The following is a 13,271-nucleotide window of genomic DNA, read 5'->3' as shown; positions in this document are numbered from 1 at the left end:
GCTGCCGCGGTAGCGGTTGCTCTCACTCGCACACAGGGCCGACCGGCCCGTGCCTAGCGGGGAGTCTTCAATGCGGGGGTGATCAGTCGCCAGAGCTGGCGGGGAAAGGATGCGTAACCGTGATGCTGTTTGGGGGATTCCGTTATCCGAACAGCGGGTAACAGGGGCCGGACGCGGACCACTTGGGGCGTATGAGGGCGGACCGGGACCTTCTGATCGCATCTACGCGCGGAGATTCACCTGCGAAACCACAGCCGGAAGACGCTCACACCTACGACAGAGGGGGGTGGGGCCGAACGGCGTTCCGGCAAGTCGAAGATCAGTAACGGCCCTGTGCCGGAGGGTAGCCATAGCCCGCCGCCGGGGCGGCGGCGTGTGCCTCACGGTCGTAGAACGGCCGCGCCTGCGACCGCATCCACATCGCCACCGGGTCGTCCTCGTCGGCCAGGGCGACGGTGGAGACCGGCAGTCCGTCCGGGACCGCGGTGACCGACTGGAGCATCATCGAGCGCACCGCGTCCACGGCGGGCGGGCTGGTGTCGTACACGTCCAGGCCGATCGCCAGGTACGGCGCCCCGAGCGCGGGCTGCACCCAGGCGCGGCGCAAGGTGCGCACGGCCGGGGTGCGGTGGGCGTTCTGCGCGAGCAGGGCGTAGAACTGCGGGACCTCGATGGCGGGCTCCGACAGCCGCAGCGGGCCCGCGGGCTGGCGGTCCAGGCCGGTGGCGATCCGGCGCAGGTCGAGCCAGGGGATGCCGACGCCGCCGCCGGGGGCGTGCGGGTTCAGCCAGAGGCCGTAGTGGTCGGGGTAGAGGGTGCGGGCCACGTCGAGCCCGTCGACGACCTCGTAGCTGCGGTTCCAGCCGCTGGCCGACAGCTCCTGGGCGGAGGTGACACACGGGGCGTAGCCGTGGCCCTCGACCTCCATGGTCCCGTACTGGGCGTCCGGGGAGCCCGCCTGACCGTGCCACAGCAGCATCCAGACCTGGCCGGTGGCCGGGGTGGCGAGCGCGCGCAGGAGGGCCTCGTAGGCGTCGTAGCGCCCGGGGGTCACCTGGCGCAGCATGTGCTCGACCTGCCCGGTCGAGGTTGTGCCGCTCGCGCTCACCTTTTACCGCCCCTTCGGGAAAACATGGCTGTGAGCCCAGCTTAGAGCCTGTCGTTCGGATCGGTCCGGCGTCGTGTGAGCGCAGTATCTCGCCGTCGGCCTGATCCGAACGGCAGACCCTGGGCGCTCCACCCGGCGAGCCGGGGAGGGCCCGGCACGTGAACTGGTCGGCCGCGCGGGGACGGAGGGCGCGGACGGCGCGGTGCGCGGCGCTCCCGGGAGGACGCCGCGCCGTTCACCCGGGTGTCAGGGCTCGCGCGTGTAGAAGGGGCGGACCTTGGCCCGCATCCAGTCGATGACCGGGTCCTGGGCCATGTCGAGGAGGATCAGGTTGACCGGCCAGGGCACGGGGACGCGGCCGAGGGCGCGGCCCAGGGCGTCCAGGGGAGCCGCCCTCAGGTCGCCCTCCCACCGGGTCAGTTCGACGCCGACGAACATGACCGGCGGGCCCGTCTCGATCGCGGCGAGGCAGCGGCGGGCCGTGGCGACGACGCCGGTCGCCGCGAACTCGGCCGAGGCGGCGGACAGGAAGTCCACCGGGTCGTCCTGCCAGTCGGGCTCGTAGAGCCTGACGCGGCCGCCGGAGGCCTGGCCGGCCGGCGGGGTGCGGCCCGCCCGGCACACCTCGGCCACCGCCGCCGGGGGCAGGGGCACGCCGACCACCCCGCCCGGGTTGACGGCGATGCCCACGTGCGGGGGCAGACCGCGGGCGAACTCCACGGCCGGGGCGACGGTGTACGCCATGTGGGAGCCGACGACCTGGCGGAACTGCTCCTCGGAGGAGAACACCGGGACATAGCCCTGGCCGTCGATCTCCATGCCGGGCAGGTCGAGCGGACCGGTGTCGGGGCCACCGCCGTTGGGCAGCGGCACCCAGACGAAGCTGCGGCCCAGCACCTCCACGATCCGGGCGCCCGCCGAGGGCCGGCCGAGGGAGGCGGAGAGCACCTCCTCCAGTTCGTTGCCGGGCCACCCGCCGTGCGGGTGGAGGGGTGAGCCTGCCGGGAAGTCCGCGGGGAGATCCGCTGCGAAGTCCATCTGTGGGTGACCGCCTGCTGTGAAACACGTCTGAGGGTCGAAAGGCTACCGGTGCCCCGCGCCGGCCGGCGGGGTCCGGTCAGCCCGTGAAGCCGATCCGGCGCAGCGCCGCGGCCGCGTCCCGGTCGAGCAGCACGGCGGAGCCGCAGCCCCGGGGCAGGTCGCCGGCGGTGACCGCGCGCATCAGCCGGGCGGCGGCGCGCCGGTGGCGCAGGAAGGCGTACCGGGAGACGCCCCGGCCGCGCTCGCGCTGCCCCGCCAGCGCGGTGTCCGGGTCGACGTCGAGCACCAGCAGGTGCAGGACGCCGCCGCGGCGCCGGGCCGCCCGGGCCAGCCGGCCGCGCACCCACGCCTGGGTGCCGCAGTCGTGCACGACGAGCCCGCCCCCGCGCCGGACGGCGCGGCGCAGCCCGGCGTAGTGGGAGAGGCGGACCAGGGGGCGGTAGAGGGCGTAGGGCAGGAGGTCGGGCATCCGGGCGTCCCAGCGGTCCCGGGTGTCCTGGGAGTCGACGCGCGGGCCGCGCACGGTCCGGCGCATCAGGGTGGACTTGCCGCTGCCGGGCAGACCGGTGATCACGACGAGGTCCCGCGGGCCGAAGAGCAGGGCGTGCGGGCTGCGGCCGGACCGCTCGCGCAGGTCGCGGACGACGGGCGCGGGCGCACCGGCCTCGACGACGGGGGCGGCCGGCTGCCCGGGCAGGGCGATGCCCGACGTCGTGGCGTACGCCGAGGTGCGCTTCACCGTCATCGTCCTCCTCCTCCGCATACAGGCTTCCCCGTCCCCACCGCGTGTAAAGAGAAGGTAATAGAGGATCGCCTCCGTTTTCGTTCGCTTACTGCCACAGGCCGGTTACAGATGTGGCCTGGGGCAGACGGGCCCGGGCATGCGATGATGTCGGCGCCAACTGCATACCGGCCGTTTGAATCCGCGCGGGAGAGTCCCCGGCAGTACGCCGCCGGGGCGCCGAAGGAGCAAGTCCCTCCCTTGAATCTCTCAGGCCCCGTTACCGCGCGGGCGAGGCACATCTGAAAAGCGGGCCACCGTGCGCGGTGGCTCCACCCAAGGTGCAAGCCATGAACTTCCCCGCCGGGGGTCGTGGCGAACCTCTCAGGTTCCGATGACAGATGGGGAGGACGTTCCTCGCCCGTCTGCCCTTGGAGAAGACCGACCGATGAGCAGTACCGCAGCCTCCGCACCGCGCCGTACCGCGCTCGATGCCCTGCATCGCTCGCTCGGCGCCACCATGACCGACTTCGCTGGCTGGGACATGCCCCTGCGCTACGGCTCCGAGCGCGACGAGCACAACGCGGTGCGCACCCGGGCCGGCCTGTTCGACCTGTCCCACATGGGCGAGATCACGGTCACCGGCGCCCAGGCGGCCGCCTTCCTCAACCACGCCCTGGTCGGCAACATCGCCTCCGTCGGTGTCGGCCGCGCCCGCTACACCATGATCTGCCAGGCCGACGGCGGCATCCTCGACGACCTGATCGTGTACCGGCTCGCCGAGACGGAGTACATGGTCGTCGCCAACGCCTCCAACGCCCAGGTCGTGCTCGACGCCCTGACCGAGCGGGTGGCCGGCTTCGACGCCGAGGTCCGCGACGACCGCGACGCGTACGCGCTGATCGCCGTCCAGGGCCCCGAGTCCCCGGGCATCCTGAAGTCCCTCACCGACGCCGACCTCGACGGCCTGAAGTACTACGCCGGCCTGCCCGGCAGCGTCGCCGGCGTGCCCGCTCTGATCGCCCGCACGGGCTACACCGGCGAGGACGGCTTCGAGCTGTTCGTGAAGCCGGAGCACGCCGTGGCGCTGTGGCAGGCGCTGACCGAGGCCGGCGAGGGCGTCGGCCTGGTCCCGTGCGGTCTGTCCTGCCGGGACACGCTCCGCCTTGAGGCGGGCATGCCGCTGTACGGCAACGAGCTGTCGACCTCGCTCACCCCCTTCGACGCCGGGCTCGGCCGGGTGGTGAAGTTCGAGAAGGAGGGCGACTTCGTGGGGCGCGAGGCGCTCCGGGAGGCCGCCGCCCGCGCCGAGACGGCCCCGCCGCGGGTCCTGGTCGGCCTGGTCGCCGAGGGCCGCCGGGTCCCGCGCGCCGGGTACCCGGTCGTCGCCGGCGGCGAGGTCGTCGGCGAGGTGACCTCGGGCGCCCCCTCCCCGACCCTGGGCAAGCCGATCGCCATGGCGTACGTCGACGCCGCGCACGCCGTGCCGGGCACTCCCGGTGTCGGCGTGGACATCCGCGGCAGCCACGAGCCGTACGAGGTCGTGGCGCTGCCGTTCTACAAGCGCCAGAAGTAGGACCCGCGAGCGGCACGAGCGCCGCCGCGCGTACAGACTGGCAGGGCGGCGGCGCCCGCGCACGCCCGCCGCCGTGTCCGTGTCCCCCGTCCCCCCTTCATCAGCACTCCCGCGTGTACAGGAGAATTCAGGCCATGAGCAACCCCCAGCAGCTGCGTTACAGCAAGGAGCACGAGTGGCTCGCGACCGCCGAGGACGGCGTCGCCACGGTCGGCATCACCGAGTTCGCGGCGAACGCGCTCGGCGACGTCGTCTACGCCCAGCTCCCCGAGGTCGGCTCGACCGTGACCGCGGGTGACACCTGTGGCGAACTGGAGTCGACGAAGTCCGTCTCCGACCTGTACTCCCCGGTCACCGGCGAGGTCACCGAGATCAACGAGGACGTGGTGAACGACCCGGCCCTGGTGAACTCGGCCCCCTTCGAGGGCGGCTGGCTGTTCAAGGTGCGCGTCACGGCGGAGCCGGCCGACCTGCTCTCCGCCGACGAGTACGCCGCCCACACCGCCGGCTGAGGAGCCGTAGTCCCCCATGTCTGAGAACTCCCTTCTGAACACGCCCCTGCACGAGCTGGACCCGGCGGTCGCCGCGGCGCTCGACGCCGAGCTGGAGCGTCAGCAGTCCACCCTCGAGATGATCGCGTCGGAGAACTTCGCTCCGCTCGCCGTCATGGAGGCGCAGGGCTCGGTCCTGACGAACAAGTACGCCGAGGGCTACCCGGGCCGGCGCTACTACGGCGGCTGCGAGCACGTCGACGTCGCCGAGCAGATCGCGATCGACCGGGTCAAGGAGCTGTTCGGCGCCGAGTACGCCAATGTGCAGCCGCACTCGGGCGCCTCGGCCAACCAGGCCGCGCTGTTCGCGCTGGCCCAGCCCGGCGACACCATCCTGGGCCTGGACCTGGCGCACGGCGGTCACCTCACCCACGGGATGCGGCTGAACTTCTCCGGCAAGCAGTTCCAGGTGGTCGCGTACCACGTGGACGCCGAGAGCGGTCTGGTCGACATGGACGAGGTGGAGCGCCTCGCCAAGGAGCACCGGCCGAAGGTGATCATCGCGGGCTGGTCGGCGTACCCGCGGCAGCTGGACTTCGCGGCCTTCCGCCGGATCGCGGACGAGACCGGCGCCTACCTGTGGGTGGACATGGCCCACTTCGCGGGCCTGGTCGCGGCCGGGCTGCACCCCAACCCGGTGCCGCACGCCGACGTGGTCACCTCCACCACCCACAAGACGCTCGGCGGGCCGCGCGGCGGGATCATCCTGGCCCGCGGCAAGGAGTTCGCGAAGAAGCTGAACTCCTCGGTCTTCCCGGGCTTCCAGGGCGGCCCGCTGGAGCACGTGATCGCCGCCAAGGCGGTCTCGTTCAAGATCGCGGCTTCCGAGGAGTTCAAGGAGCGCCAGCGCCGCACGGTCGAGGGCGCCCGGATCCTCGCGGACCGGCTGACCGCGGCGGACGCCCGGGAGGCCGGGGTGAACGTGCTGTCTGGCGGCACGGACGTGCACCTGATCCTGGTCGACCTGCGTGACTCCGAGCTGGACGGGCAGCAGGCCGAGGACCGCCTCCACGAGGTGGGGATCACGGTCAACCGCAACGCCGTGCCGAACGACCCGCGTCCGCCGATGGTGACCTCCGGGCTCCGCATCGGCACCCCCGCGCTGGCCACCCGCGGCTTCACCGCGGAGGACTTCACCGAGGTCGCGGACGTGATCGCCGAGACGCTGAAGCCGTCGTACGACGCCGCGGCGCTCAAGGCACGGGTGAAGGCCCTGGCCGACAAGCACCCGCTCTACGCCGGTCTGAACAAGTAGGACCGTCGTCCCTTTCCCGGGGCGTCCCGCACACTCGAAGGTGCGGGGCACCCCGGGAAAGGCCCCCCGCACCACCCCGCACCACCCCGCACCACCCCGCACCACCCCGCACCGAGGAGTTTCCGTGGCCATATCGGTCTTCGACCTGTTCTCGATCGGCATCGGCCCGTCCAGCTCCCACACGGTGGGTCCGATGCGGGCAGCCGGTCTGTTCGCGCGCCGGCTGCGCAACGAGGGCCTGCTGGAGTCCGCCACCGCCGTACGGGCCGAGCTGTACGGCTCGCTGGGCGCCACCGGACACGGCCACGGCACCCCGAAGGCGGTGCTGCTCGGCCTGGAGGGCGACTCGCCGCGCACCGTGGACGTCGAGTCCGCGGACCAGCGGGTGGAGTCGATCAAGGAGTCGGGCCGGCTGCGGCTGCTCGGCGAGCGCGAGATCGCCTTCTCCTTCGACGACGACCTGGTCCTGCACCGCCGCAAGGCCCTCCCCTACCACGCGAACGGCATGACCCTGTGGGCGTTCGACGCCCAGGGCGCCGAGCTGCTGACGAAGACGTACTACTCGGTGGGCGGCGGTTTCGTCGTCGACGAGGACGCGGTCGGCGAGGACCGGATCAAGCTCGACGACACCGTCCTGAAGTACCCGTTCCGCACGGGCGACGAGCTGCTGCGCCTGACCCGCGAGACGGGCCTGTCGATCTCGGCGCTGATGCTGGAGAACGAGCGGGCGTGGCGCAGCGAGGAGGAGATCCGCGCGGGCCTGCTGGAGATCTGGCGGGTGATGCGGGAGTGCGTGTCGCGCGGCATGAGCCGCGAGGGCATCCTGCCCGGCGGGCTGAAGGTGCGCCGCCGGGCCGCGAACACCGCGCGCAAGCTGCGTTCCGAGGGTGACGCGAAGGCGCTGGCCATGGAGTGGATCACGCTCTACGCGATGGCCGTGAACGAGGAGAACGCCGCCGGCGGCCGGGTGGTCACCGCCCCCACGAACGGCGCGGCGGGCATCATCCCGGCCGTCCTGCACTACTACATCAACTTCGTGCCCGGCGCCGACGAGGAGGGCGTGGTCCGCTTCCTGCTGGCCGCGGGCGCGATCGGCATGCTCTTCAAGGAGAACGCCTCGATCTCCGGCGCCGAGGTCGGCTGCCAGGGCGAGGTCGGCTCGGCCTGCTCGATGGCGGCGGGCGCGCTGGCGGAGGTGCTGGGCGGCTCCCCCGAGCAGGTGGAGAACGCCGCCGAGATCGGCATGGAGCACAACCTGGGCCTCACCTGCGACCCGGTCGGGGGCCTCGTCCAGATCCCCTGCATCGAGCGCAACGGCATGGCGGCCGTGAAGGCGGTCACGGCGGCCCGGATGGCGATGCGCGGCGACGGCTCGCACAAGGTGTCCCTGGACAAGGTCATCAAGACGATGAAGGAAACGGGCGCCGACATGTCCGTCAAGTACAAGGAGACGGCGCGCGGCGGGCTGGCCGTCAACATCATCGAATGTTGACGATTCCACGTCGGTGACGCGTCAGCCGTGCCACGGTGGGGCATGAGCCAGGTCAACTCCTGTCCCCCCACGGCACCTCAGGGAGTCCCGCCATGCTGCGCGGCATCGACGTGAGCGCGTACCAGTCCTCTTCCTACGACACCGACGGCCTCTCCTTCGTCTTCATCAAGGCGACGGAGGGCCGTTCCTACGTCAACCCCAAGCTCTCCGCCCAGGCCAAGCACGGCCGTGACGCGGGTCTGGTCGTCGGCTACTACCACTTCCTGTGGCCGGGGAACCTGACCGCCCAGGCGGACTACTTCCTGAAGCACGCGCCGGAGAAGGCGGGTGACCTCCTCGCCGTCGACTGGGAGACGACCGGCGAGGGCACGCACGCGAGCAACGCGGAGAAGGACCGGTTCATCCGCCTCCTGAAGGAGAAGCGCCCCGACAACCGGGTGGTGCTGTACTGCAACCGTCACTACTGGCTGAACGTCGACACCACGTCGTACGCCGGGGACGGGCTGTGGATCGCCGACTACGTCACCAAGGGCAAGCCCCGGATCAAGGCGAAGTGGCGCTTCCACCAGTACACGGACGACCCGCTGGACAAGAACGTGGGGAACTTCTCCAGCAAGGCGGCGCTGCGGGAGTGGGCCGGGAACGCCTGAAGGGGCGCCGTCCTCGCGGGGGGCGCCCCTTCACGGGGTCCTGCCGGGGTCCTGCCCGGGTGCTACTTGTTCAGGAAGGCCCAGAACTCGTCGAAGGACAGCAGCTTGTCGCCGTTGAGGTCGCGGCTCTTGATGATGGCCTCGGCGACGGTCTCGGTGACATTCCAGTCGCCGCCCTGGGCGAGGGCGGTCTTGAACTCGGCGGCGGTGATGGTGCCGTCGCCGTCCGCATCGATGCGCTCGAACTGCTTGCGTGCTTCCTCGATGTCGATGTGCGCCACCGGTCCGCCCCTCTACTCGCGTGTACTCGCGTCAAGTCGTGTCGTGCTGGCTTTTTGCCGCAGGTCAGATTATCCGTTCGCGCACGCGGGGTGGCCCTCAGCGCTCGGTGACCCTCATCTCGAACCAGGTCGTCTTGCCGCGGGGCAGCAGATCCACGCCCCAGCGGTCGGCGAGCTTGTCGACGAGGAAGAGCCCCCGGCCGCTGACGTCCATCTCCTGGACCGGCATCAGACAGGGCAGACCGCGGGAGGGGTCGCGGACCTCGATGCGGATCCAGCCGCGGCGGCGGCGCATCCGTAAGCCGAAGACCCGGGCGCCGGTGTGGCGGACGGCGTTGCCGACGAGTTCGGAGACGAGGAGCACGGCGTCCTCGGCCATCCTGGGGCTCAGCGCCCACTGCCGCAGGACCACCGTCTGGGTCAGCCGGCGTGCGGTGGCGGCGGACTCGGGGCGGGACGGGAGCGGAACTTCGGCCTCCGTGGGATTGCCGAACAGCTCCAGCGCCTTCGCGGCAGTTTCGTCCTCGACCGCCGGCGACCAGCGCGCCGCGGTCGCACGGCTGTGTCCCCGCGGCTGTTCGATACCCTCCAGCCCCGCCATGCCCCCATCATGGCCGTCCACGGGGCTCTCCGTGGCCGTTCCCGAGGAATACACCCCCCGGAAGCGGTGATTCCACTGCAGCCGGTCGGCATATGCCACGGGCAGTTCGGAACCGTCCACAGCCCTGCTGAGCTGCGCCTCAAGGCCCGTCGACGGCCTTTGACCAGTTCCCTCGACAAGGTGCGCTTAAGGCTGCCTTAAGGCTGCCATAAACCGCCCCGTCGAGGGATACGGGTCAGACACGGTGTCAATTGCAAGGGGTACGGCGGACTTTCACCGGACGGCGCGGGCGGGTCAGAGGAACTTCGCCTTGCCCGGACCCTCCTCGACGAAGCTCCGCATCCCGCGTTCGCGATCCTCGGTCGCGAACAGACCTGCGAACCAGTTCCGCTCGATGGCGAGGCCCGTCTCGATGTCCGTCTCCAGGCCCGCGTCGATGGACTCCTTGGCCGCGCGCAGCGCGATCGCCGGCCCCTGGGCCAGCTTCGCCGCCCAGGCGTGCGCCTCGGCGTAGACCTGGTCGGCCGCCACCACGCGGTCCACCAGGCCGAGTTCGCGGGCCTCCTCGGCCTTGACCATCCGGCCCGTGAAGATGAGGTCCTTGGCCTTCGACGGGCCGACCAGGCGGGCCAGCCGCTGGGTGCCGCCCGCGCCCGGGATGAGGCCGAGCAGGATCTCGGGCTGGCCCAGCTTGGCGTTGTCCGCGGCGATGCGGAAGTCGGCGCACAGCGCCAACTCGCAGCCGCCGCCGAGCGCGTAGCCGGTCACGGCGGCCACGACGGGCTTGGGGATCCGGGCCACCGCCGTGAAGGACTCCTGCAGGGCGCGGGCGCGCAGGACCATCGCCGTGTGGTCCATCGCCTGCATCTCCTTGATGTCCGCGCCGGCCGCGAACACCTTCTCCCCGCCGTAGATCACCACGGCCCGCACGTCGTCACGGCGGCCCGCCTCCTCGGCGAGCTCCTTGAGCCGGTCCTGGGTGGCGACGTCCAGCGCGTTCATCGGCGGCCGGTCGAGACGGAGGGTACCGACGCCTTCGGCGACTTCGAGATTCACGGTCATGCGAGCAGGTTAACGGGGGCTAACGGGGAGCGAAGGGGTGCGGTCGGTCACATCCCGCGCCCGGGAACGCGAACGGCCCCGGTGCGCAAGCCGCACCGGGGCCGTCACCAGGCAGGAGCTACGCCTTCCACTTCTCCCAGGACATGTTCCAGCCGTTCAGGCCGTTGTCCGGGGCCACCGTGGCGTCGGCGGAGTTCTTCACGACGACGACGTCGCCGATCATCGAGCGGTTGTAGAACCAGGCGGCCGGAGCCTTCTTGTCCCAGGCGCCCTTGACGTCGCGCAGGCCGACGCAGCCGTGGCTGGCGTTGGTGTTGCCGAAGGCGCCGCTCGCCCAGTAGTTGCCGTGGATGAAGGTGCCGGAGTCGGTCAGGCGGATGGCGTGCGGCACGTCCTTGATGTCGTACTCGCCGTCGTAGCCGACCGTGTCGCCGTTCATCCGGGTCTGGACGAACTTCTCGGTCATGACCATCTGGCCGTTCCAGGTCTCGTAGCCCGGCGCGCCCGTCGTGACCGGGATGGTCCTGAGGACCTTGCCGTCCCGGGTGACCTTCATCTTCTTGGTCTTCACGTCGACGTAGGAGACCTGGCTGCGGCCGATGGTGAAGGTGATCTTCTTGTCCTGCTCGCCGTAGACGCCGTCACGGCCCTCGACGCCGTCGAGGTCGAGGTCGACGGTGACCTTGGTGCCGGCCTTCCAGTACTTCTCGGGCCGGAAGTCCAGGCGGTCGTTGCCGAACCAGTGACCGGCGACCTCGACGGCCGGCTCGGTCTTGATGGTGACGGCCTTCTCGACGTCCTCCGGGTTGGTGATGCCCCGGTCGAACCGGAGGGAGAACGGCATGCCGACCCCGACCGTGGAGCCGTCCTCGGGGGTGAACCTGCCGAGGAAGGTGGCCTTCGGGGTGAGCGTCGTGAAGCCGGAGTCCTGCGTGGTCTCGACGCCCTCGGTGTCCTTGGCGACCGCGTGCACCGTGTACTTGGTGGAGGCGGCGAGATGCCTGGACGGCGTCCAGCTGGTGCCGTCGCCGGATATCTTGCCGTCGACGGCGTTCCCCTCGGCGTCCTCGACCTCGACGGCGGTCAGCCGGCCCTTGGCCGCGGTGACCTTCAGCGCGCCGCTGGTGTCGACGGACCTGGCCCCGTCCTTCGGGGCTATCGTCACCTCCGCGCGGGACTTGCGGACCTCGGCCTGCGAGGAGTCCCCGCCCTTGCCCTCGTCCCCGCCCGCGTCCGATCCGCCGCCCCCGCACGCGGCGACCGCCAGCATCAGCACTCCGGCCAGTGCCGCCATGCCCTTGCGTCCGCGCCGCGCGCGTGCGTCCACCGACGCCCCCGATATCGGCCGCACGTTCAATTCCGTGTCCCTCCCCCGGGCCTCACCGGCCCACTCCCCCGCGCGTCCACCGCGCTCACCGGCGCATATTAACCACAGGGCCAGGGCGCCGACGTCGGTGCGTCTGTCACCGTTTCGTTCCAACATCGCCGGGCGGGCGGGACGGCCCCCACCACCCCACCCGGCGCTGTGTGCCGCCTACTTCACGGCGCTCCCCGCCTTCCACTCCTTCCAGGTCATGTTCCATCCCCCGAGGCCGTTGTCCGGGGCGACCCGCTTGTCGTTGCTGTGCACGACCTCGACGACGTCCCCGATGAGGCTGCGGTCGAAGAACCAGCCCGCGGGGGTGTCGGAGCCGCCGCCCTTGACGTCCCGCAGACCCACGCACCCGTGGCTGACGTTGCTGTGCCCGAAGACGGAGGCGTCCGCCCAGTAGTTGCCGTGCAGGAACGTGCCCGAGTCGGTCAGGCGCATGGCGTGCGGGACGTCGGGGATGTCGTACTCGCCCTTGCCGTCGGCCTTCTTGAAGCCGACGGTGGCACCGTTCATCCGGGTCAGTTCGAGCATCTCGGTGACCACCATCTTGCCGTTGTAGGTGGTCGTCGCCGGGGCGCCCGCGGTGACCGGCACCGTCGTCAGGAGGGCGCCGTCGCGCCGTACCTCCATGGTGTGCCGGGCCGCGTCGACGACGGACACCTGGTGGCGGCCCACGGTGAAGGAGAACGTCTTGCGCTGCAGGCCGTACACGTCCGGCGCACCCTCGACGTCCCGCAGGTGCAGCGCGACGGTGACCCGGGTGCCGGGCTTCCAGTACTGCTCGGGGCGGAAGTCCAGGCGGGCGGCGCCGAACCAGTGCGGGCGGATCTCCACGGGCGGTTCGGCGGTGACCCGGACCGCGCGCTCCACGGCGGCCCGGTGCGCGATCGCGCGGTTGAACTCCAGGGAGACGATCATCCCGGTGCCGACGGTCGCGCGGTCCTCGGGGGTGACGTAGCCGATGAACCGCTTCTCGGGGACGTACGTGGTGAAGGTCGTGTGCCGTGCGCTGCGGCGTCCGTGGCCGTCGAGGGCCACCGCGTCGACCGTGTACCGGGCGGCCAGCGCGAGCCGGGGCTCGTCGGGCTCCCAGCGCAGGCCGTCCTTGGAGATGTGCCCGGGCACCGGCGTGTCCTCGGCGTCCTGCGACTTCACCACCCGCACCGACTCCAGGCGCCCGCTACGCACCCGGACCAGCAGCCGGTCGCCCGGGGAGGCGCCCTTGGTGCCGTCGTCCGGTGTCACCCGGATGACGTCCTCGGGCGCGGGTGCCTTGTTCAGCACCTGGCCGAGCCCGGCGCCGTCGCCGTCCTCGGTGCAGCCGGCCACTCCGGCCAGCAGTCCCGCCCATGTCAGTACGGCGGCCGCCACTGCCACCGCGCGCCGTGCGCGCCCTTGTACGTGCCTCACGTAGTCCCCAACGACGGGGGCGGCCCTGGGGAAACGTGAGTGCGAGCTACGCGGTGGGCAGAACAGTGGGGAGACGACGCGACGGGGGGCCGCGGCACGGGACGACCGCGGCCCCCTTCCCTTACGTGTGTGGTCCCTGAGCCGTGGGAGG

13 protein-coding genes and 1 riboswitch are annotated in these 13,271 nt (G+C 71.4%); of the genes, 5 read left to right on the top strand and 8 right to left on the bottom strand.

Annotation, left to right across the window (positions count from 1 at the left end; translation table 11 throughout):
• Positions 1-319: 319 nt before the first annotated feature.
• From ABZ899_RS30320 to ABZ899_RS30310, 3 genes are all read right to left on the bottom strand, one after another.
• Positions 320-1,108 (bottom strand): enhanced serine sensitivity protein SseB C-terminal domain-containing protein, encoded by a 789-nt coding sequence (locus ABZ899_RS30320; RefSeq protein ID WP_361352152.1) that lies wholly within the window; start codon positions 1,106-1,108, stop codon positions 320-322.
• 246 nt (positions 1,109-1,354) lie between these two features.
• Complete coding sequence (locus ABZ899_RS30315) at positions 1,355-2,146, bottom strand: enhanced serine sensitivity protein SseB (protein ID WP_361352149.1); 792 nt, start codon at positions 2,144-2,146, stop codon at positions 1,355-1,357.
• A 79-nt stretch (positions 2,147-2,225) separates the two neighbouring features.
• Positions 2,226-2,894: an AAA family ATPase gene (locus tag ABZ899_RS30310; RefSeq protein ID WP_361352146.1), complete on the bottom strand. Its 669-nt coding sequence runs from the start codon at positions 2,892-2,894 to the stop codon at positions 2,226-2,228.
• 173 nt (positions 2,895-3,067) lie between these two features.
• Positions 3,068-3,166, top strand: a riboswitch (glycine riboswitch).
• Between the two features lie 152 nt (positions 3,167-3,318).
• Here ABZ899_RS30310 and gcvT point away from each other — a divergent pair.
• The 5 genes from gcvT (at position 3,319) to ABZ899_RS30285 (ending at position 8,394) form a co-directional block, all read left to right on the top strand.
• Positions 3,319-4,446, top strand: coding sequence for a glycine cleavage system aminomethyltransferase GcvT (gene gcvT / locus ABZ899_RS30305; protein ID WP_361352144.1), 1,128 nt, complete (start codon positions 3,319-3,321; stop codon positions 4,444-4,446).
• A gap of 134 nt (positions 4,447-4,580) precedes the next feature.
• Positions 4,581-4,958, top strand: a complete 378-nt coding sequence (gene gcvH, locus ABZ899_RS30300) for a glycine cleavage system protein GcvH (RefSeq protein WP_361352141.1) — start codon at positions 4,581-4,583, stop codon at positions 4,956-4,958.
• Between the two features lie 16 nt (positions 4,959-4,974).
• Entirely contained in the window at positions 4,975-6,252 is a 1,278-nt protein-coding gene (gene glyA / locus ABZ899_RS30295) for a serine hydroxymethyltransferase (RefSeq protein ID WP_361352138.1), read from the top strand.
• A 124-nt stretch (positions 6,253-6,376) separates the two neighbouring features.
• On the top strand, positions 6,377-7,744 hold the full coding sequence (locus ABZ899_RS30290) for an L-serine ammonia-lyase (RefSeq protein WP_361352135.1): 1,368 nt from the start codon (positions 6,377-6,379) through the stop codon (positions 7,742-7,744).
• Between the two features lie 92 nt (positions 7,745-7,836).
• A complete protein-coding gene (locus ABZ899_RS30285) occupies positions 7,837-8,394 on the top strand; it encodes a glycoside hydrolase family 25 protein (protein ID WP_361352132.1) in 558 nt (185 codons plus the stop codon).
• Between the two features lie 62 nt (positions 8,395-8,456).
• Here the strand turns inward: ABZ899_RS30285 and ABZ899_RS30280 are convergent, their stop codons facing one another.
• The 5 genes from ABZ899_RS30280 to ABZ899_RS30260 form a co-directional block, all read right to left on the bottom strand.
• A complete protein-coding gene (locus ABZ899_RS30280) occupies positions 8,457-8,675 on the bottom strand; it encodes an EF-hand domain-containing protein (protein WP_361352129.1) in 219 nt (72 codons plus the stop codon).
• A 97-nt stretch (positions 8,676-8,772) separates the two neighbouring features.
• On the bottom strand, positions 8,773-9,276 hold the full coding sequence (locus ABZ899_RS30275; protein WP_361352126.1) for an ATP-binding protein: 504 nt from the start codon (positions 9,274-9,276) through the stop codon (positions 8,773-8,775).
• A 294-nt stretch (positions 9,277-9,570) separates the two neighbouring features.
• Positions 9,571-10,338, bottom strand: coding sequence for an enoyl-CoA hydratase-related protein (locus ABZ899_RS30270; protein WP_361352123.1), 768 nt, complete (start codon positions 10,336-10,338; stop codon positions 9,571-9,573).
• 118 nt (positions 10,339-10,456) lie between these two features.
• Positions 10,457-11,695: an Ig-like domain-containing protein gene (locus ABZ899_RS30265; RefSeq protein ID WP_361352275.1), complete on the bottom strand. Its 1,239-nt coding sequence runs from the start codon at positions 11,693-11,695 to the stop codon at positions 10,457-10,459.
• 177 nt (positions 11,696-11,872) lie between these two features.
• Positions 11,873-13,120 (bottom strand): Ig-like domain-containing protein, encoded by a 1,248-nt coding sequence (locus tag ABZ899_RS30260; protein WP_361352120.1) that lies wholly within the window; start codon positions 13,118-13,120, stop codon positions 11,873-11,875.
• Between the last annotated feature and the right edge of the window lie 151 nt (positions 13,121-13,271).

This window comes from Streptomyces sp. NPDC046859 (genome assembly GCF_040645135.1).
GTDB lineage: Bacteria > Actinomycetota > Actinomycetes > Streptomycetales > Streptomycetaceae > Streptomyces.
This window is presented reverse-complemented; position numbering and strand designations above follow the sequence as displayed.

Coding starts and splice junctions, on each gene's coding strand:
- ABZ899_RS30275 (WP_361352126.1), bottom strand. CDS start 9,276: ATGGCGGGGCTGGAGGGTATCGAACAGCCGCGGGGACACAGCCGTGCG.
- gcvH (WP_361352141.1), top strand. CDS start 4,581: ATGAGCAACCCCCAGCAGCTGCGTTACAGCAAGGAGCACGAGTGGCTC.
- ABZ899_RS30315 (WP_361352149.1), bottom strand. CDS start 2,146: ATGGACTTCGCAGCGGATCTCCCCGCGGACTTCCCGGCAGGCTCACCC.
- ABZ899_RS30310 (WP_361352146.1), bottom strand. CDS start 2,894: ATGACGGTGAAGCGCACCTCGGCGTACGCCACGACGTCGGGCATCGCC.
- ABZ899_RS30285 (WP_361352132.1), top strand. CDS start 7,837: ATGCTGCGCGGCATCGACGTGAGCGCGTACCAGTCCTCTTCCTACGAC.
- ABZ899_RS30270 (WP_361352123.1), bottom strand. CDS start 10,338: ATGACCGTGAATCTCGAAGTCGCCGAAGGCGTCGGTACCCTCCGTCTC.
- gcvT (WP_361352144.1), top strand. CDS start 3,319: ATGAGCAGTACCGCAGCCTCCGCACCGCGCCGTACCGCGCTCGATGCC.
- glyA (WP_361352138.1), top strand. CDS start 4,975: ATGTCTGAGAACTCCCTTCTGAACACGCCCCTGCACGAGCTGGACCCG.